This window comes from Caballeronia sp. LZ028, assembly GCF_031451415.1.
GTDB lineage: Bacteria > Pseudomonadota > Gammaproteobacteria > Burkholderiales > Burkholderiaceae > Caballeronia > Caballeronia zhejiangensis.
Genome location: NZ_JARUXN010000004.1, coordinates 1,044,145 through 1,061,977 on the forward strand (window position 1 = coordinate 1,044,145; position 17,833 = coordinate 1,061,977).

The following is a 17,833-nucleotide window of genomic DNA, read 5'->3' on the forward strand; positions in this document are numbered from 1 at the left end:
ATTCACTGAATTGAGCGTCGATTCGCTTCGTCATCCAGAAAATTCCACGCCACCTCGCCCGCAACTTGGGCAGCTGGTGCATTGATCAGCGTTTCCCTAGCTGCATTCGTGTGATGTGTGATGAGTCCTTAATCGCTCCGATTATTTACTTTGCGCTCACTGTTATTTTTGAATAAACGGCTGAGTGGTTTAAAGTCAAGCCGGGAAAACGTAATTGACACACCACACGCTTGCCTTAAAATAAGTCGTTCGCTGCATTGCACAAATACATCGGCAATCAATTGGCAATTTCCATATGGAGTCGAGCATGAGCAGTCTTGCGCCCGAAAATGTAATCGCGTCACAAAAGGCGGGGGTCGACACCACGTTCGGTGTCGCCGCACAAGCCGTCGAAGGCTTCGAAAAGCTGATCGATCTGAACGTGCGTACGGTCAGGACGGCGCTCGACGAGCATCAGGCGCTCATCGCCAGAACGCTCTCCGTGCGCGATCCGCAGGCGTTCTTCGCGCTTCAGAACCAGCATCTGCAAGACAGCGCCCAGCGCGTTCAGGCCTATTGGCTCGGCGTCTATGAGATCGCGTCGGGCGTGCGCGGCGGCTATCTGGAAGCCGCGCAGGACCAGATCGCGAAGTCTCAGCGCAATGTGCAGGCGTTCGTCGAGAGTCTCGCGAGTAATGCGCCGGTCGGCAGCGAAGCCGTCGTGACGGCGTGGCGCACGGCGATCGATGCCGCGACGGAATCGGCGAATTCCGCTTACGAAGCGGCGAAGAAGGCCGCGCAGCAAGTGGTGGAGGCCGCGCAAAACGACGCCTCGGTGGCTGGCCAGACGGCCGTGCGCGTGGTGTCGTCGAAGACGGCAAGCGCGAAGAAGTAACTCGCCGGCGATCCAGCAAAAGGCGGACGCGGTCCGCCTTTTTTACGTCTCAACCGCCCAGACTCTTCAGCGAGAGTTCGTGCGACCGGCCGATCCACACCGCCGAGTCGCGATGATCGACGAGCGCGTCGCCCGTATTCGGATGCATGAAGACATCGAGCGCGCCGTGATTCAGCGTGAGCCACGCGAGCATCGGCGCGAGCAGCGCATCGCCGAATCCCAACTGGAACGACCACATCGGATGCGGTCCGACCGGGCGCTCGTGAAAGCGGCCCAGACGCAGCGCGCCATCCTGCAATTCGGTCGCAAACCGCTGCTCGATCACGAGCCGAAGCTGCCACGCGGCGTCGCGGCTCGCGGCATCGAAATAGACATGCGCGTGCCAGTCGGCGATCGTGCGTGTGTCCGTGGCGTTCATCGTTTCGTCCGTGCGCGGCAATATTGAGATGCGTGTCATTCTAGCGAACCGCGTTCAGCAACGTTCGAGCGTCCAGAGCACGGCGCCGTCATCGAACGTTCGATGATGCGTCGCGCGCATGCCGACGCCTGCGCCGAGTTGAGACAACACGAACGCATCGGCGTAGCGCGTGATGCCACCGATCGCATGCGACGACGACAGGCGTTCGAACCACAGCCAGCCCGCATCGCCCGACAGAGATGCGATCTGCGCGCCCGTCAGACGCGCGCGCCGCACGATGATGCCGCTTTGCGGCAAGTCCACGTCGACGACCCACGTGCGCGCCGATGGCCGCGTCGCGCCGCCGAACGGCATCCACGGCACGACGCCCATCGCGATAAGAAACGCGCGCCGTGTCGTCATCGCCAGATCCCCTGCTTGCCGGGCGACAGAATCCCGTTCGGATCGAGCGACGCCTTGATCGTCTTCGAAAGCCGCATCAGCGCGTGATCGTTGAAATCGTATTGCGCGGCGGCGAGGTCCATGTACGACAGATGCGTGCGATATTGCCCGTAGCCCGCCGCGCCCGCATCGCGGATCAGCGTTTCGACGAGCGCGCCGGCATCGCGCGATTGTTTCGGATCGTCGCGATCGAAAATCGCCGCGAAGATGTGATGCATCGCGCGCTCGCCGGCCGTGAATCCGCCGTAATAATCGAAGCCGAATTGCGCGGCGCGCTCGCGCACCATGCGGACCTGCTTCACGGCATCGCGTCCGATGGGCGGACAGATCGGCGAGAAATCGATGTGCGCGCCCGAGCCGCCGCGCCAGTTGAGCAGATTGAACGCTTCGAGTCCCGGAATGCCGACTTGCGCGCGATCGCCGCCGCCTTCCGGCTCGACCGATGCATCGCGATACGGCATCTCGAAGAGCGTCGCGCCCGCGATCGGCCTGAAGCGCGCATGCACGATATCGCGCCGCGCCTCGACGAGCGCTCTCGGCCCATACAGGCAGAAGCGCAGGTTCCAGCGCCCGATGCCGATCTTGCGTGCCATGGCGTCGATGGCGTCGTCGGGCATCGCGCCGTCGCCGTCGAACCATTGCTTGCGCGTCGACACGCCTGCCGCCCAGCGCACCGCGCTTTCGATGACCGCATTGCTCTGGATGGTGCCGTCCATCTTCAGCGGGCGCAGCGTATCGACGACGCGTTCGAGATCGTCCTCGCGCGCGAATGCGTAGCGGCAGATCATGTAGCCCTCGGGCGCGGGCATGAGCCAGACGCCGAGCTTCGTGACAACGCCGAAGTTCGATTGCATGAACATGCCGTCGTACGAAGGCCCGAAGCCGCTCTTGAATACCTGCCAGTCGCGGCTCGACGACATCGCGCCCATGCCGGTGCGTACGACATCGCCGTTCGCGAGCACGACTTCCATGCCGCACTGATTCGCCGCATGGTCGCCGTATGGCGTCGTGCCGTAACCGCGTTCGAGCGTGTTGCCGATCACGCTGCCCCATCCGGCCGCGGGCGGATCGAGCCAGAAGCGCCGCGGCGTGCCGAGCGCGCGATACAGGTCGTAATACGTCACGCCCGGTTCGACGAGCGCATAAGCCAGCGTTTCATCGATCTCGACGATGCGATTCATCCGCCGCAAATCGAGCACGACGCAACCAGGCATACGCGGCGCGGCGCCGCCGTAAGCGAAGTTGCGCCCCGTCGATACGGTCCAGAGCGGCACGCGATATCGATTCGCGACCGCCAATGCCGCACGCACGCCTTCGACGTCCTTCGGCAACACGACAGCAGATGGCGCGTGTGCGGATGCATCGCCGGGCGGGAACGGATCGAGATACGAAGCGATATCGTCCGCGAGCACCGCATCGTTGCCGAGCGCCGACTTGAACGCCGCGAGCGCCGCGGGCAAATACGGCATCAATATCCGCCGCTGCTGCCGCTGTTCGATGTCGTGCCCGACGCGCCCGAGCTGCCATCGGTCTGACATCCTGCGAGCAGGCCGGCGAGCAGCGCGAGCATGACTGTTGCGATTCTGGCGAGCTTCATGGAACCACCTCCGAAAGATTGAAAAGCGGGCACGGCGATTAAGCCGCTTATTCATTAAACGCGCGGCGGGGTGTCGATATTCCGTCGATAAAGCGTGAGACAATTTCGCGCCCTTTCACCGATACCCGCGATGAAGCGCTACCAAGCCCTTGCCGACACGATGGCCGCCGAGATACGCGCGGGCCGCCTGCCTGTCGGTGCACGGCTGCCTTCGGTGCGGCATTTGACGACGCAATACGGCGTCGGCCAGTCGACGGTCTTTCGCGCGTACTACCTGCTCGAAGAATGGGGCTTGATTCGCGCGCGCGAACGTTCCGGCTATTACGTCGCGCCGGGCGCCGCACTCGCGCCGAAAGAGAGCGCGACGCTGAAAGAACCCGCGCCCATCGACGTAAGCAGCCTCGTGTTCTCCGTGCTCGACGCCGTGAAGCGCCCGGACGTCGTGCCGCTCGGCTCCGCGTTTCCATCGCCGGCGCTCTTTCCGTTGCAGCGTCTTGCGAAGTCGCTCGCGCACGCGGCGCGGATGCTCGATCCGTGGAGCACCGTCGTCGACATGCCGCCGGGCAACGAGGCGTTGCGCGGACAGATCGCGCTGCGTTATATCGGCATGGGCATCGCGCAGCCGATGGACGAACTCATCGTCACGAACGGCGCGATGGAAGCGCTCACGCTTTGCCTCATGGCCGTCACGCAGCCGGGCGATGTCGTCGCGATCGAATCGCCGTGCTTCTATGCCGCGTTGCAGGCTATCGAGCATCTCGGCTTGCGCGCGGTGGAGATTCCGGTCGATCCGCAAGACGGTCTCGATCTCGACGTGCTCGCCGAAGCGCTCGACAAGCATCCGGTGCGCGCGTGCTGGTTCATGACGAACTTTCAGAATCCGACGGGCGCGACGCTTTCCGTCGAGAAAAAGCGCGCGCTCGTCGCATTGCTCGCGAAGCACCAGGTCCCGCTGATCGAAGACGATGTCTACGGCGAACTGCATTTCGCGCAGGATCGTCCGCCGCCCGCGAAAGCTTTCGATACGAACGGGCTCGTGATGCATTGCGCATCGCTGTCGAAGACGCTTGCGCCGGGGTATCGGCTCGGCTGGGTCGCGGCGGGCCGTTTCGCCGATGCGATCCGGCGTCTCAAGCTGATGACGAGCATTTCCACCAGCGTCCCGATTCAGGCGGGCATCGCCGATTATTTGCAGCACGGCGGCTTCGACAAGCATTTACGCAAGCTGCGCGGCGCGCTTCTCGCGCAACGCGATGCGATGGAGCACGCCATCGCGCGCTGGCTGCCGTCCGACGTCGCATATCGGCGGCCGGACGGCGGCTATTTCCTGTGGCTGCAACTGGCCGATCACGTCGACGCGATGCAGTTGCATCGGCGGGGACTCGAACACGGCATCAACGTGACGCCGGGGCCGATCTTCTCCGCGCGTCACGATTTCGGGAATCATGTGCGCGTCAATTTCGGTCATCCATGGTCGCCGCAAATCGACAACGCGATGAAAACGCTCGGAGAACTGCTGCGCGCGGCTTCGTGAAAGGCGCGTGCTAGACTCCTGTACATGCATACAGTATCCGAGCCCGCCTACACCGTCGCCGTGCGCGCGCTGTGCGAGTTCACGGCGAAACAGGGCGATCTCGATCTACGCTTTACGCCGACGCCGAGCGCGCAGGAAGGCGTCGCCGGCCATGTCACGGTGACGAACCGTCGGCCGGACGGATATCAAAAGGAAATTTCGCTTTCGGAAACCTACGGCCCGCTACTCGTTCGCGGCCGCGCCGATGGCTACGATCCCGCGCTCAACCGGCTCGAGGAAATCAAGACGCATCGCGGCAAGCTCGAATCGATGCCGGAGAATCATCGGCATCTGCATTGGGCGCAGGCGCGCGTCTACGGACATCTGATGTGCCGAAAGCTCGGGCTGGAAGCCATCGAGATCGCGCTCGTTTATTTCGATATCGTCGATGAAACCGAAAGCGTGCTCGTCGAGACGCAAACGGCCGCAGCGCTCGCCGTGCATTTCGAGGCGCAGTGCGAACGCTTCATCGCGTGGGCGCGGCAGGAACTGGCGCACGGGGCGGCACGCGACGAAGCGCTGAAGACGCTCGCGTTCCCTCACGCCGATTTCCGCCCCGGCCAGCGCGCGCTCGCGGAAGCGGTGTATCGCTCGGCGGTGTCGAAGCGCTGTCTCGCCGCGCAAGCGCCGACGGGCATCGGCAAAACGGTCGGCACGCTCTTTCCGCTCCTGAAGGCGTGGCCCGGCCAGCAGTTCGACAAGATCTACTTTCTCACCGCGAAAAGCGCGGGACGGCAACTCGCGCTCGACGCGCTCACGACGCTCGCCGCGAAGCCGTTGCGCGTCGTCGAACTCGTCGCGCGCGACAAGGCTTGCGAATACCCCGATCGCGCGTGTCACGGCGAATCGTGTCCGCTCGCGCGCGGCTTCTACGATCGCCTCGCCGATGCGCGCGCCGCCGCGCTCCAATGCACGCAGCTCGATCGGGCGTCGGTCGCCGAGGTCGCGCGCCGGCATGACATCTGTCCGTACTATCTGAGCCAGGAATTGTCGCGCTGGAGCGATGTGATCGTCGGCGACTACAACTACTACTTCGACACGAGCGCGATGCTCTTCGCGCTCGCGGAGGCGAATCGCTGGCGCGTGGCGGTGCTCGTCGACGAAGCGCACAACCTCGTCGAACGCGCGCGCGGCATGTATTCCGCGACACTCGATCAGTCCGCCTTCAACGCGATGCGCCGCGGCGCGCCGGGCGTGCTCAAGAAGGCGCTCGGGCGCGTCGCGCGAAGCTGGAGCGAGACGGCGAGCGAGCAGCACGCGTCGGGCATCGAGTACGCGGCGCATACGGAGCCGCCCGCGCGCTTTTTGACCGCGCTCGGGCAAGCCGTTTCGCTGATGACAGAAACGCTCGGCGAACAGCCCGACGCCTTCACGCCCGACACGCTGCGCTTCTATTTCGATGCCGTGCATTTCACGCGCATCGCGGAGCGTTTCGGGTCGCATTCGATCTTCGACATCACGCTTTCCGGCGCGAACGCAAACGCGAGCGCAAACGCGAAGAAGCGCAATGCCACGCTGTGCCTGCGCAACGTGATTCCCGCGCCGCATCTCGCGCCGCGATTGGCGCGCGCGCACAGCGTCGCGCTCTTTTCGGCGACGCTCACGCCCGCGCACTTTTACGCCGATACGCTCGGCTTGCCGGCATCGAGCGTGCGGATCGACGTCGAATCGCCCTTCTCCGCCGATCAGCTCGACGTGCGCGCGATCGCCGATCTTTCGACGCGCTATCGGGATCGCGAGCGCTCGGTGGATCGCATCGCCGATCTCATCGCCGCGCAATACTTCGGCGCCGAGGGCAACTATCTGAGCTTCTTCAGCAGCTTCGACTATCTGACGCAAGTGGCGGCGGCGCTGGCGGCGCGTCATCCGTCGATTCCCTGCTGGCAGCAGTCCCGCGCGATGAGCGAGGCGGCGCAACGCGAGTTTCTCGCGCGCTTCGTCGCCGATGGACGCGGTATCGGATTCGCGGTGCTGGGCGGTGCGTTCGGCGAGGCGATCGATCTGCCGGGCACGCGTCTCATCGGTGCGTTCGTCGCGACGCTCGGGCTGCCGCAACTCAATCCCGTCAATCAGCAAATGAAAGCGCGCATGCACGAGGCGTTCGGCGAGGGCTATGCGTACACGTATCTTTTTCCCGGCTTGCAGAAAGTGGTGCAGGCGGCGGGACGCGTGATTCGCGGACCGCTCGATCGCGGCGTGCTTTATCTGATCGACGACCGCTTCGCGCGCGCCGAAGTGCGGCGGCTGCTGCCCGCGTGGTGGCAGGTGAAAGTGTTGCGCCAACGCGACTTGAGCGAATCGAGAGATACCACTATCTAGACGCGCGCACCGCCGCCGTTAACTGATCCATCGCGGGCATTCGTCTTGCTTTTTTTGCGGCACCTTGGGGACACGCAGATGTCGCTACCGGGCCGACAGAGCCCACTATTGGAGAACCCCATGTCCACCGCTCAAACCCCGCGACCCATCGATGCGCTCGACATGCTCGAAGCCGATCACCGCGCCATCGAACAATTGTTCGATGCCTTCGAACGCGCGGACCACGACGATTTCGAGCGCAAGAACTCGCTCGTGCAGCGCGCGTGCGAACTGTTGACGATCCATACGATCGTCGAGGAAGAATTGTTGTATCCGGGCGCGCAGAACGCGCTCGAAGCGGACCGGCGCATCGACGTCGACGAAGCCTACGTCGAGCATTTTCTGGTGAAGACGCTGATCGAACGATTCGCGAACCTGCGCGCCGGCGAAGACGGTTTCGACGGGACGTTCAAGGTGCTGAAGGAAAACGCGGTGCATCACATCGAGGAAGAGGAAACCGTACTCTTCCCGGCCGTGCGCAAGACGCAGATGGATCTCGTCGCGATCGGCGCGAAGATGGCCGCGCGCAAGGCCGCGCTGCACGAACGCATCGCGGAGACTGCGGCCGCGCACTGAATTGCACAGCAAGAGCCGGAGTGCGTGCGTCGCGTCGCGGGCGCACACTTCATTCGAATTCACGCACATCCGGAGGAACGACATGAAGGTGCTCGAACGCGCGACGGCAGACGATATCGGCGATCGCATCGACGCGCTCGACTGGGCCGATCTCGAAGCGCAACTCGATAGCTTCGGCTGCGCGACGGCGTCGGCGCTTTTTTCGCGCGACGAATGCGAGGCGCTCGCGGCGCTTTACGATCGCGACGGCATTTTTCGCAGCCGCGTCGTGATGGAGCGCCACGGCTTCGGGCGCGGCGAATACAAATACTTCGCGTATCCGTTGCCGGGCGCGCTCGAACGCGTGCGGCGCGCGGTGTATCCGCATCTCGCGCCGGTCGCGAATCGCTGGAACGAGGTGATGGGCATCGAGACGCGCTATCCGCGCGAGCATGCGGCGTTCATCGAGCGCTGTCATCGCGCGGGGCAGACACGGCCGACGCCGCTCTTGCTACGTTACGTGCCCGGCGATTTCAACTGTCTGCATCAGGATCTCTACGGCGAGCACGTCTTTCCGATTCAGATGGCGATCCTGCTTTCCGCGCCCGGCCACGATTTCACCGGCGGCGAATTCGTGATGACGGAGCAGCGTCCGCGCATGCAGTCGCGTGCGGAAGTCGTACCGCTTTTGCAAGGCGATGCGGTGTTCTTCGCGGTGCATCATCGGCCGGTGCAGGGCACGCGCGGGCCGTATCGGGTGAACATGAAGCACGGCGTGAGCCGCCTGCGCTCGGGACGCAGGCATATGCTCGGGGTAATTTTTCACGACGCGCAGTGAGCGCGCGCACTGTCGGGCTTACTCGTTCTCGTCGAAGTAATGCCCGAAGCGCGCCTGCTTCGTCTTGATGTAGCGCTCGTTTTCCTCGCGCATCGGGATGGCGAGCGCGACGCGTTCGCATACGGGAATATCGTGCCTGAGCAGCGTGTCGAACTTCGACGGATTGTTGCTCATCAATCGCACCGACTTCACGTTCATGGAACGCAGGATCGCGGCGGCGGAATCGTATTCGCGGGCGTCGTCGGGCAGGCCGAGATGCAGGTTCGCATCGACGGTATCGAGCCCCTGTTCCTGCAGCGCGTATGCACGGATCTTGTTCGCGAGGCCGATGCCGCGCCCTTCGTGGCCGCGCAGATACAGCAGAATCCCGCGAGCCTCCGCGGCGATATAGCGCAATGCCAGATCGAGCTGCTCGCCGCAGTCACAGCGGTACGAGCCGAAGACATCGCCGGTCACGCATTCGGAGTGCAGGCGCGTCAGCACGGGTTCGCCGCTGCTCACGTCGCCCATCACGAACGCGATGTGCTCCACATCCGTGTGCTTCACGCGATAGACGTACGAAGCGAAAGTGCCGTAGCGGGTCGGAATGGTGGCGGTCGCCACGAGTTCGACGTCCGCGCACTCGTCGCACTCGCCGAAGCGGTGTTGCGGGTTCTGCACGTCCTGCGTAGGAGAAGCGGTTTTCATAGTCAATCTGCGAGTCCACGACGCCGGACGGCGGCTGCATTTTTGCGCCAGCCCGGTTCGTCATGTTAAAGCCCATCGGGAAAGTTTGCAGATTGTCTCACGGCGCGCGCGCGTTCCCGCGCTTTACCGTACGGTCTTTCGCTTCTACGCAGGTTGCTCGAACGTGCCGGGACTCTTGTCCGTCGCGCGCCATTCGGGCTTGCGCACCGGATCGGCCTTCTGAAGCGCCGCGCGCAGGCCGGCGGCGTCGAGATCGGCGGTATAGACGGGCGTCGCGGGCTGCTGACGCCAGGAATCGTCGATCTGGCCGGCATCGACCGGATCGAAGCCGATCTCATCGACGAGCTTCATCACGACGGCCTTTGCCTTCGCGTCATCGCCCGCGACCGGCAGCGCGATGCGGCCCGGCGTTCCCGGCGGCTTGCCGCGGTTCTTCAGGTGATCCGCATAGATATTGTTGAACGCTTTCACGACCGGCCGACCGATCTGCTGCTCGACCCAGCGGCTCTCGGGCGTGCCCTTTTCGATGCCTTCGATCCGCCCGTCGCGCTGCTGCAGATAGTAGTTACCGGTGTCGATCACGACGACGCTCGCCGGCACGCCCGCAAACAGATCCTTCGGCAGGTTCGGCACCTTGGCTTCGGGAATCGTGACGACGACGACTTCGGCGTCCTTCACCGCGTCCCGCGCTTCGACGGCCTTCGCGCCGGTCTCGCGCTCGATATCCGCGAGCGACGCCGGGCCGCGCGAATTCGCGATACGCACGTCATGCCCTTTCTCGGTGAAGCGCAGTGCCAGCACCGAACCGATATTCCCCGCTCCGATGATTCCTATTTTCATACTGCCTCCTTGAAATGAAAGTGAAAGCGACCAAGTCTGTTTAAGGAACCTGCGAAGGCGCATGCAATCAGAATGCCTTGTGCGGGAAAACGCCAAAATATCGCGTCGATAGCCCGGCGCTATCCCGACAATAAAATCAATCCACTTCGCAAGTGCGATAGCTTTCCTGTATAGTTCACTTACTTCTTCAACACCACTCCAAAAGGAAACTGGTAATGCCCATCATCAACAGTCAAGTCAAGCCGTTCAAAGCAACCGCCTATCACAATGGCGAGTTCGTGACCGTCACCGATGAAAGCCTGAAGGGCAAGTGGTCGGTGTTTGTGTTCTACCCGGCCGATTTCACGTTCGTCTGCCCGACCGAACTGGGCGACCTGGCTGACCGCTACGAAGAATTCAAGAAGCTCGGCGTGGAAATCTACTCGGTTTCGACCGACACGCACTTCACGCACAAGGCATGGCACGACACGTCGGACACGATCCAGAAGATCAACTATCCGATGATCGCCGACCCGACGCTCGCGATCTCGCGCAACTTCGACGTTCTGATCGAAGAAGAAGGCCTGGCGCTGCGCGGCACGTTCGTGATCAACCCGGAAGGCGAGATCAAGCTGTGCGAAGTGCACGACAACGGCATCGGCCGCGACGCTGGCGAACTGCTCCGCAAGGTTCAGGCTGCTCAGTACATCGCGAAGAATCCGGGTCAAGTGTGCCCCGCCAAGTGGACGCCGGGCGCTGAAACGCTGACCCCGTCGCTCGACCTGATCGGCAAGATCTAAGTCTCGTACTTCACGAGCGCTGTATCGAACTTGCCGCGGTTCTGCGGCAGGTTCACCCCAAAAAACGTGTTCGTCCGGCGCTGCGAATTTCGCAGCGCCGCGGCGGAACACGTCTGCAATATCCCAAGTCAAGGAACGGACATCGCCATGCTCGACGCCAATCTCAAGAATCAATTAAAAGCGTATCTGGAAAAAGTCACCCGGCCGATCGAACTCGTCGCCTTCCTCGACGACAGCGACAAGTCGCGTGAGCTGAAAAGCCTGCTCGACGAGATCGCTACGCTGTCTGCGCGGATCAGCGTCGTCGAGGAAGAGGACGCCAGCGTGCGTCGTCCGTCCTTCACCATCGGCGAGGCGGGCAAGGCTGCGGGCATCCACTTCGCCGGCATCCCGATGGGCCACGAATTCACGTCGCTCGTGCTCGCGCTGTTGCAAGCCGGCGGCCATCCGATCAAGCTCGACGACGCCATCATCGAGCAGATCAAGAATCTCGACGGCGACTTCGCGTTCGAGACGTATTTCTCGCTGTCGTGCCAGAACTGCCCGGAAGTCGTGCAGGCGCTGAACGTGATGGCGATCATCAACCCGCGCATCAAGCATGTCGCGATCGACGGCGCGCTGTTCCAGCAGGAAGTCGAGGAACGCCAGGTCATGTCCGTGCCGATGATGTTCGTCAACGGCGAGAGCTTCGGCTCGGGCCGCATGGGCGTGAAGGAAATCCTCGCGAAGCTGGACACGGGCGCATCGGCGCGCGCGGCGAAGGAACTCGAGAACAAGCCGGTGTTCGACACGCTGATCGTCGGCGGCGGTCCTGCCGGCGCGGCGGCGGCGATCTATTCGGCGCGCAAGGGCATCGCGACGGGCGTCGTCGCCGAGCGCTTCGGCGGTCAGGTGCTCGATACGATGGCCATCGAAAACTTCGTCTCCGTCAAGGAAACCGAAGGGCCGAAGTTCGCCACGGCGCTGGAGCAGCACGTCAAGAGCTACGAAGTCGACATCATGGACGTGCAACGCGCCGAGAAGCTGGTGCCGGGCCGCATCAATGAAATCCATCTCGCGAGCGGCGCGGTGCTGAAGGCGAAGACCGTGATTCTGTCGACCGGCGCGCGCTGGCGTGAAATCAACGTGCCGGGCGAGCGCGAGTATCGCGGACGCGGCGTGGCGTACTGCCCGCACTGCGACGGCCCGCTCTTCAAGGGCAAGCGCGTCGCCGTGATCGGCGGCGGCAATTCGGGCGTGGAAGCGGCGATCGACCTCGCGGGCATCGTGTCGGCGGTGACGCTGATCGAATTCGGCAACGAGCTGCGCGCCGACGCGGTCCTGCAGAAGAAGCTGCGCAGCCTGCCGAACGTGACGATCGTCACCGAGGCGCAGACGACCGAAGTCACCGGCGACGGCAAGAAGGTCAACGGCATCACGTACACGGACCGCGCGACGGGCGCGAGCCATCACGTCGAGCTGGAAGGCGTGTTCGTGCAGATCGGCCTCGTGCCGAACACCGAATGGCTGAAGGGCGTAGTCGAGTTGTCAAAGCACGGCGAGATCGTCGTCGATGCGAAGGGCGCGACCTCGCTGCCGGGCGTGTTCGCCGCGGGCGACGTGACGACGGTGCCGTACAAGCAGATCGTGATCGCGGTCGGCGAAGGCGCGAAGGCGGCGCTCTCGGCGTTCGACCATCTGATCCGCGCGTCGGTGGAAGACGAAGCAGTGGTCGAAGAAGAAGCGGCGGCCTGAGCATCGTTCAGGCGTCGTGGTGACCGGAAGGCGGACGGGGCGACCCGTCCGCCTTTTTTCGTTTATTGAGCGTCGGAAGCCTTCGGTTCCAGCACCATCGGGAACGTCACTTCGAACACGCTTCCGCGCCCTTTCGACGACTGGAAGCGCAGTTCCCCTTCCAGCGTGCGCGACAACTCCTTGACGATCGCAAGGCCGAGCCCGGCGCCGGGAATGTCGTCATCGGCGGCGCGCTCGAATTCCTCGAACACGCGCTCCTGATCCGCCACGCTGATGCCGACGCCCGTATCGGCGACGCGCAATTTCCAGCGCTGATCGGGCGCGGCGGCGATCGACAGTGCGATCTCGCCCGACGACGTGTACTTGATCGCATTCGACAGCAGATTCAGCGCGACCTGCTTCACCTTCAGCCGGTTCGACGTCACCTCACCGAGCGCCGGATCGAGATGGCCGATCAGCTTCAATCCCTTCGATTCGGTCGCGACGCGGCAGGCCTGCATCAGCTCGTCGAAGAGACCGACGAGATCGAACGGCTCGACCGTCAGCACCGAATCGTCGCCCAGCACTTTCGAATATTCGACCATCTCGTCGACGAGCGACGCCATGTCGGCGACTTGCCGGTTCGCCAGTCCGAGCGCCGTCTCGCGCTTCGCGGCCGAGCGCGCGGCCAGTTGCAGCGCCGTCGAGAACACGTTGAGGAAATTGCGCAGATCGTGCGCGACGCGCCGCGTGACCTGCATGCGCGTCTCGTACAAATCGCCGATGAGCTTTTGCCGCAGCGTGAGCTCGTAGTTGGCGCGCTCCAGCATGCCGGTGTATTCGTCGATCTTGCGATCGCGCTCGCCGATCGCCTCGCGAATCGACGCCAGCGTGACGAAGCTCACGACTTCATCGGTCATGAGGCGCGCGTGCTCTTCGTCGGCGCGCGAAAGATCGTCATGCGCGCCCGCGTATTCGCCGATCGCGAGCAGCAACACCTGACGAAAAAGATCGAGCTCGCGCACGAGTTCATCGATACGGTAGCCTTGCTGCCAGCGCCATTGCCCGTGTTGGCGCGCGTCGCGCTCGATCGCGCCTTCCTGGTCGCGCAGATTGCGCGATTCCAGCACGATGCAGATTTCATCGAAGATGCTCGGCAGATGATCCGCAAGCTGCCGATACGTGAGCTGATCCGAATGTTCGACTTCCTGATCGCCGAACACGAGCTTCATCCAGCGTTCGGTGAGCGCGTCTTGCTGCGCGCGCAGCGCGTCCACGAGACCCTTCAAGCCGCCGACTGACGTGTCGCTCATCTGCGAGTCCCCGAGTGCTTAAGGCGCCGGAGGGCGGCGCGAATGATGTTCGTGATATGCATGCGAAAGCAAGTTCCGATATTGCCTGGAACCGCCCGCGAATGCTTCGCAAGTATAGGCGCGATGCCCGCGCGAAAGGGACATATCCGAGTTTTTTCAATGACTCGCGTGCACATCGGATTCAGCGTTCCATTCAAAGGCCGTCGCGCGGCTTTGGATCGGCGCGGCCCGCGCATCTAGAATCGCGTGTGATATCACGACGAACATCGACTGGAGCCTTCAATGACGACATCATCGCCCGAATGGCAAGCGCGCCAATATTCGCTGTTCGAGGAAGAGCGCACGCGCCCCGTCCGCGATCTGCTGAACGCGACTCATGCGCGAGCCGCGCGCACGGCGGTCGATCTCGGCTGCGGCCCCGGCAATTCAACCGAAACCCTCATCGCGCATGCGCCGAACGCGCGCGTGATCGGCGTCGACAATTCGGGCGACATGATCGACGCGGCGAAAAAGCGCCTGCCCCAAGTCGAATTCGCGCTCGCCGACATTTCCGCGTGGCAGGCAGAAGGACCGTTCGATCTGATTCTCGCGAACGCGGCGCTGCAGTGGGTGCCCGATCACGAGACGCTGTTTCCGTCGCTCGCCGGCAAGCTCGCGAAGGGCGGGCAGCTCGCCGTGCAGATGCCCGACAATCTCGACGAACCCGCGCACCGCCTGATGCGCGAAGCCGCCGCCGATGGCCCTTGGCGCGACAAGCTGAAGGGCGTGGAGCGCACCGCGCGCTTCCGGGCGGACTGGTATTACGCGTTGCTCAAGCCGCTGTGCGCGCGCGTCGACGTGTGGCGCACGACGTACCATCATCCGCTGGACGGCGGCGTCGATGCCATCGTCGAATGGTTCAAGGGCTCGGCGCTGCGGCCGTTCCTCGCGAAGCTCGACGAGAAGGAAGCGGCCGCGTTCCTCGACCGCTATCGCGCCGGCCTAGAAACCGCATATACCGTTTTCGACGACGGCAGCGTGCTCCTGCCCTTCCCGCGTCTGTTCATCGTCGCGACGCGCTGAGTGTCAGTTCGGCCGGCGCTGCTCGCGCAACATCTGCACGAACTGCCGCGCCGCCGGCGAAAGCTCGCCGCCCCTGCGCGTGACGATGCCGTAGGTCTGCGATTTCGACTTCATGCGAACGGGCAGAATGCGCAGCATGCCGTGGCGCTCGAACACTTTCGCGACGCTCGCCGGCAGAATCGACACGAGTTCCGCGCTCTCTTGCAGCAGCGTCACGGTCATCAGCGGCGAGGCGGTGGAAATCGGATTGGCGGGCATCGGCAGGCCGGCGAGATCGAGTTCGCGTTCCAGCAATGCGCTCATCGGCATATAGCTCGGATACGTGACCCAGCGATAGCGCGCGAGATCGGCGAAACCGACTTCCGGCTCGCCCGTGCGCTCGTGACCCTGACCGACGACGATGCAAAGCGGCTCGTCCGCCAGCGGCTGATACTGATACTTCGACGGCTGATCCGACACGCTCGAGCGCCCGATGACGAGATCGACGCGGCCGTCGTCGAGCATCGGCAGCATGCGCGCGCTCGTATCCTCGACGATTTCGATCGCCAGATCCGGATGCTTCGCGTGCATCTCGTTGACGATCGGCGCGACCACGCCCGGCACCGCGCCCATGATCGTGCCGACGGTCAGCCGCCCGCCCGTGCCCGCGCGAATCTGCGCGACTTCCTGGCAGAGCGCGTTGAGATCGGCGGCCAGCACGCGTGCGTAGCGCACCACGCAGCGGCCGAACGGATTCGGGATCAGCCCGCTCTTCGCACGCTCGAATAGCGGCGCTTCCAGCATGGATTCGAGTTCGGCGAGCGCCTTGCTCGCGGCGGATTGCGTCATCGCCATGGCGCTCGACGCCTTGTGCAGCGATTTGTGGTCGTCGAGCGCGATCAGCAGTTGAAGCTGCTTCATGCGCAGCCGCGACATCAATACATCGAGCGTGTTCTTCATCTTTCGGCGTGCGGGAAAGCGCGGGGCGATTCCAAAAAGCGATCAAGCGATGGAAAGGTTTCACTATACAGGCGCACGCGCGAAGCCGTATAGTCGGGCAAGGTGCAGTCATCGTACAACCGGTACATGCTGCTGCCGCGAATCACTCCAAGCAAGGACGAGACATCATGCAACTCACTGGCAACCTGCTCATCGGTCAGGAATCGGTTTTCGGCTCGAACGGCTCGATCAAGGCCGTCAACGCGTCGACCGGCGCGGCCATCGAACCGGCTTTCGGCGGCGCGACGCTCGCGGACCTCGACCGCGCGTGCGCCCTCGCGTGGGCCGCGTTCGACGCCTACCGCGAAACCGCGCCCGAAGCGCGCGCGAAGTTCCTGGAAACGATCGCGCAGAACATCCTCGATATCGGCGACGACCTGATCGAGCGCTGCATGATCGAAAGCGGCCTGCCGCGCGCGCGTCTCGAAGGCGAGCGCGGCCGCACGGTCGGCCAGTTGCGCATGTTCGCCGATGTCGTCCGCAATGGCGATTTTCTCGGCGTGCGGATCGATCCGGCGCAACCCGAGCGCAAGCCGCTGCCGCGCGTCGATCTGCGTCTGCGTCATATCGGCGTCGGCCCGGTCGCCGTGTTCGGCGCGAGCAACTTCCCGCTCGCGTTCTCCGTCGCCGGCGGCGACACGGCGTCGGCGCTCGCCGCCGGTTGCCCGGTCATCGTCAAGGCGCACTCGGCGCATCCCGGCACGGCGGAGCTCGTCGGCCGCGCGGTGCAGAAGGCCGTGAAGGACTGCGGCATGCCCGAAGGCACGTTCTCGCTCCTCTTCGACAGCGGCCGCGACATCGGTCAGGGCCTCGTCGCCGACAACCGCATCAAGGCGGCGGGCTTCACCGGCTCGCGCGGCGGCGGCGTCGCGCTGATGAAGATCGCGGCGGCGCGCAAGGAACCCATCCCCGTCTACGCGGAAATGAGCAGCATCAACCCGGTACTGCTGTTCCCGAACGCGCTCAAGAATCGCGGCGAAGCCATCGGCAAGGCGTTCGTCTCGTCGCTCGTGCTCGGCGCGGGCCAGTTCTGCACGAATCCGGGCCTGATTCTGGCCGTCGACGGCCCGGATCTCGACAAGTTCATCGAAGCGGCTTCCGCTGCGCTCAAGGAAACCGCCGCGCAGACGATGCTTACGCCGGGCATCTGCAAGACGTACGCGAACTCGGTCGCGAAGACCGCCGATAACGCCGACGTGACCACCGCCGCGCGCGGCCTCGAAGCGAAGGGCGACAATCAGGGCCAGTCGGCGCTGTTCGTCACCACCGCCGAAGCGTTCCGCAAGAATCACGATCTGCAAGAGGAAATCTTCGGTGCATCGTCGCTGGTCGTGCGTTGCCCGAGCCTCGACGCGATGATCGATCTGATCGAATCGCTGGAAGGCCAGTTGACCTCGGCGCTGCATATCGACGAGGCCGATTACGCCGATGCGAAGCGCGTCCTGCCCGCGCTCGAGCGCCGCACCGGCCGCCTGCTGGTGAACGGCTTCGGCACGGGCGTGGAAGTCGGCCACGCGATGGTGCACGGCGGCCCGTTCCCGTCGACGGCGGATGGCCGCTCGACTTCGGTCGGCAGTCTCGCGATCAACCGTTTCCTGCGCCCGGTCAGCTATCAGGATCTGCCTGACGCGCTTCTGCCCGACGCGCTGAAGACGGCGAATCCGCTCGGCCTGAACCGCCGCATCGACGGCAAGCTGCAACTGGCGGAATAACGCTTCGGGTTAGTATGATGAAAGCCGCGGCGCGTCATTCGCGCCGCGGCTTTTTCGCTTCTGCGCAACGCCGGAGCACGAAAGGCAAACCTTTC

The 17,833-nt window shown here is 63.8% G+C and carries 17 protein-coding genes; 9 read left to right on the forward strand and 8 right to left on the reverse strand.

Translation table 11 applies throughout. The features are described 5' to 3' along the window. The first annotated feature begins 307 nt into the window (after positions 1-307). Complete coding sequence (gene phaP / locus QCE58_RS27620) at positions 308-874, forward strand: TIGR01841 family phasin (RefSeq protein WP_250435994.1); 567 nt, start codon at positions 308-310, stop codon at positions 872-874. 49 nt (positions 875-923) lie between these two features. On the opposite strand, the gene QCE58_RS27625 is transcribed toward phaP, so the two are convergent. The 4 genes from QCE58_RS27625 to QCE58_RS27640 are packed head-to-tail and all read right to left on the reverse strand — an operon-like array spanning position 924 to position 3,330. Further along, a complete protein-coding gene (locus QCE58_RS27625; protein ID WP_033537083.1) occupies positions 924-1,292 on the reverse strand; it encodes a DOPA 4,5-dioxygenase family protein in 369 nt (122 codons plus the stop codon). Between the two features lie 54 nt (positions 1,293-1,346). Beyond that, positions 1,347-1,694, reverse strand: coding sequence for a hypothetical protein (locus QCE58_RS27630; RefSeq protein WP_250521753.1), 348 nt, complete (start codon positions 1,692-1,694; stop codon positions 1,347-1,349). Continuing rightward, on the reverse strand, positions 1,691-3,202 hold the full coding sequence (locus QCE58_RS27635) for an FAD-binding oxidoreductase (protein ID WP_250521754.1): 1,512 nt from the start codon (positions 3,200-3,202) through the stop codon (positions 1,691-1,693). The genes QCE58_RS27630 and QCE58_RS27635 overlap by 4 nt, the downstream gene beginning before the upstream one ends. Continuing rightward, positions 3,202-3,330 (reverse strand): hypothetical protein, encoded by a 129-nt coding sequence (locus tag QCE58_RS27640; RefSeq protein ID WP_268811676.1) that lies wholly within the window; start codon positions 3,328-3,330, stop codon positions 3,202-3,204. Before QCE58_RS27640 ends, QCE58_RS27635 begins: the two co-directional genes overlap by 1 nt. 130 nt (positions 3,331-3,460) lie before the next feature. On the opposite strand from QCE58_RS27640, the gene QCE58_RS27645 reads away from it, so the two are divergent. From QCE58_RS27645 to QCE58_RS27660, 4 genes are all read left to right on the forward strand, one after another. Then, on the forward strand, positions 3,461-4,864 hold the full coding sequence (locus QCE58_RS27645) for a PLP-dependent aminotransferase family protein (protein WP_250521755.1): 1,404 nt from the start codon (positions 3,461-3,463) through the stop codon (positions 4,862-4,864). Positions 4,865-4,888: 24 nt separating this feature from the next. Beyond that, a complete protein-coding gene (locus QCE58_RS27650) occupies positions 4,889-7,222 on the forward strand; it encodes an ATP-dependent DNA helicase (RefSeq protein WP_250521756.1) in 2,334 nt (777 codons plus the stop codon). A 120-nt stretch (positions 7,223-7,342) separates the two neighbouring features. Then, positions 7,343-7,837, forward strand: a complete 495-nt coding sequence (locus tag QCE58_RS27655) for a hemerythrin domain-containing protein (RefSeq protein WP_175979488.1) — start codon at positions 7,343-7,345, stop codon at positions 7,835-7,837. Positions 7,838-7,919: 82 nt separating this feature from the next. After that, positions 7,920-8,654 (forward strand): 2OG-Fe(II) oxygenase, encoded by a 735-nt coding sequence (locus QCE58_RS27660; protein WP_033537062.1) that lies wholly within the window; start codon positions 7,920-7,922, stop codon positions 8,652-8,654. Positions 8,655-8,672: 18 nt separating this feature from the next. On the opposite strand, the gene ribA is transcribed toward QCE58_RS27660, so the two are convergent. Then, complete coding sequence (gene ribA, locus QCE58_RS27665) at positions 8,673-9,341, reverse strand: GTP cyclohydrolase II (RefSeq protein WP_008352974.1); 669 nt, start codon at positions 9,339-9,341, stop codon at positions 8,673-8,675. 144 nt (positions 9,342-9,485) lie between these two features. Continuing rightward, entirely contained in the window at positions 9,486-10,244 is a 759-nt protein-coding gene (locus QCE58_RS27670) for an NADPH-dependent F420 reductase (protein WP_284502565.1), read from the reverse strand. Between the two features lie 152 nt (positions 10,245-10,396). Here QCE58_RS27670 and ahpC point away from each other — a divergent pair, with 152 nt between their 5' ends. Continuing rightward, on the forward strand, positions 10,397-10,960 hold the full coding sequence (ahpC, locus tag QCE58_RS27675) for an alkyl hydroperoxide reductase subunit C (RefSeq protein WP_008352971.1): 564 nt from the start codon (positions 10,397-10,399) through the stop codon (positions 10,958-10,960). A 147-nt stretch (positions 10,961-11,107) separates the two neighbouring features. Further along, positions 11,108-12,694 carry an alkyl hydroperoxide reductase subunit F gene (ahpF, locus tag QCE58_RS27680; protein ID WP_250521758.1) on the forward strand — a complete coding sequence of 529 codons (1,587 nt, stop codon included), beginning with the start codon at positions 11,108-11,110 and terminating at the stop codon, positions 12,692-12,694. Positions 12,695-12,756: 62 nt separating this feature from the next. On the opposite strand, the gene QCE58_RS27685 is transcribed toward ahpF, so the two are convergent. Further along, positions 12,757-13,986 carry a sensor histidine kinase gene (locus QCE58_RS27685; RefSeq protein WP_008352967.1) on the reverse strand — a complete coding sequence of 410 codons (1,230 nt, stop codon included), beginning with the start codon at positions 13,984-13,986 and terminating at the stop codon, positions 12,757-12,759. Positions 13,987-14,268: 282 nt separating this feature from the next. Here QCE58_RS27685 and tam point away from each other — a divergent pair, with 282 nt between their 5' ends. Further along, complete coding sequence (gene tam, locus QCE58_RS27690; protein ID WP_250521759.1) at positions 14,269-15,048, forward strand: trans-aconitate 2-methyltransferase; 780 nt, start codon at positions 14,269-14,271, stop codon at positions 15,046-15,048. A 3-nt stretch (positions 15,049-15,051) separates the two neighbouring features. Here the strand turns inward: tam and QCE58_RS27695 are convergent, their stop codons facing one another. Further along, complete coding sequence (locus tag QCE58_RS27695; RefSeq protein ID WP_008352964.1) at positions 15,052-15,987, reverse strand: LysR family transcriptional regulator; 936 nt, start codon at positions 15,985-15,987, stop codon at positions 15,052-15,054. Positions 15,988-16,154: 167 nt separating this feature from the next. On the opposite strand from QCE58_RS27695, the gene QCE58_RS27700 reads away from it, so the two are divergent. Then, positions 16,155-17,738, forward strand: a complete 1,584-nt coding sequence (locus QCE58_RS27700; RefSeq protein ID WP_250521760.1) for an aldehyde dehydrogenase (NADP(+)) — start codon at positions 16,155-16,157, stop codon at positions 17,736-17,738. Positions 17,739-17,833: the final 95 nt, after the last annotated feature.

Bases quoted from the DNA above. Each gene is read 5' to 3' on its own strand.
- phaP (WP_250435994.1), top strand. From the start codon at position 308: ATGAGCAGTCTTGCGCCCGAAAATGTAATCGCGTCACAAAAGGCGGGG.
- QCE58_RS27625 (WP_033537083.1), bottom strand. From the start codon at position 1,292: ATGAACGCCACGGACACACGCACGATCGCCGACTGGCACGCGCATGTC.
- QCE58_RS27630 (WP_250521753.1), bottom strand. From the start codon at position 1,694: ATGACGACACGGCGCGCGTTTCTTATCGCGATGGGCGTCGTGCCGTGG.
- QCE58_RS27635 (WP_250521754.1), bottom strand. From the start codon at position 3,202: ATGCCGTATTTGCCCGCGGCGCTCGCGGCGTTCAAGTCGGCGCTCGGC.
- QCE58_RS27640 (WP_268811676.1), bottom strand. From the start codon at position 3,330: ATGAAGCTCGCCAGAATCGCAACAGTCATGCTCGCGCTGCTCGCCGGC.
- QCE58_RS27645 (WP_250521755.1), top strand. From the start codon at position 3,461: ATGAAGCGCTACCAAGCCCTTGCCGACACGATGGCCGCCGAGATACGC.
- QCE58_RS27650 (WP_250521756.1), top strand. From the start codon at position 4,889: ATGCATACAGTATCCGAGCCCGCCTACACCGTCGCCGTGCGCGCGCTG.
- QCE58_RS27655 (WP_175979488.1), top strand. From the start codon at position 7,343: ATGTCCACCGCTCAAACCCCGCGACCCATCGATGCGCTCGACATGCTC.
- QCE58_RS27660 (WP_033537062.1), top strand. From the start codon at position 7,920: ATGAAGGTGCTCGAACGCGCGACGGCAGACGATATCGGCGATCGCATC.
- ribA (WP_008352974.1), bottom strand. From the start codon at position 9,341: ATGAAAACCGCTTCTCCTACGCAGGACGTGCAGAACCCGCAACACCGC.
- QCE58_RS27670 (WP_284502565.1), bottom strand. From the start codon at position 10,244: ATGCGCCTTCGCAGGTTCCTTAAACAGACTTGGTCGCTTTCACTTTCA.
- ahpC (WP_008352971.1), top strand. From the start codon at position 10,397: ATGCCCATCATCAACAGTCAAGTCAAGCCGTTCAAAGCAACCGCCTAT.
- ahpF (WP_250521758.1), top strand. From the start codon at position 11,108: ATGCTCGACGCCAATCTCAAGAATCAATTAAAAGCGTATCTGGAAAAA.
- QCE58_RS27685 (WP_008352967.1), bottom strand. From the start codon at position 13,986: ATGAGCGACACGTCAGTCGGCGGCTTGAAGGGTCTCGTGGACGCGCTG.
- tam (WP_250521759.1), top strand. From the start codon at position 14,269: ATGACGACATCATCGCCCGAATGGCAAGCGCGCCAATATTCGCTGTTC.
- QCE58_RS27695 (WP_008352964.1), bottom strand. From the start codon at position 15,987: ATGAAGAACACGCTCGATGTATTGATGTCGCGGCTGCGCATGAAGCAG.
- QCE58_RS27700 (WP_250521760.1), top strand. From the start codon at position 16,155: ATGCAACTCACTGGCAACCTGCTCATCGGTCAGGAATCGGTTTTCGGC.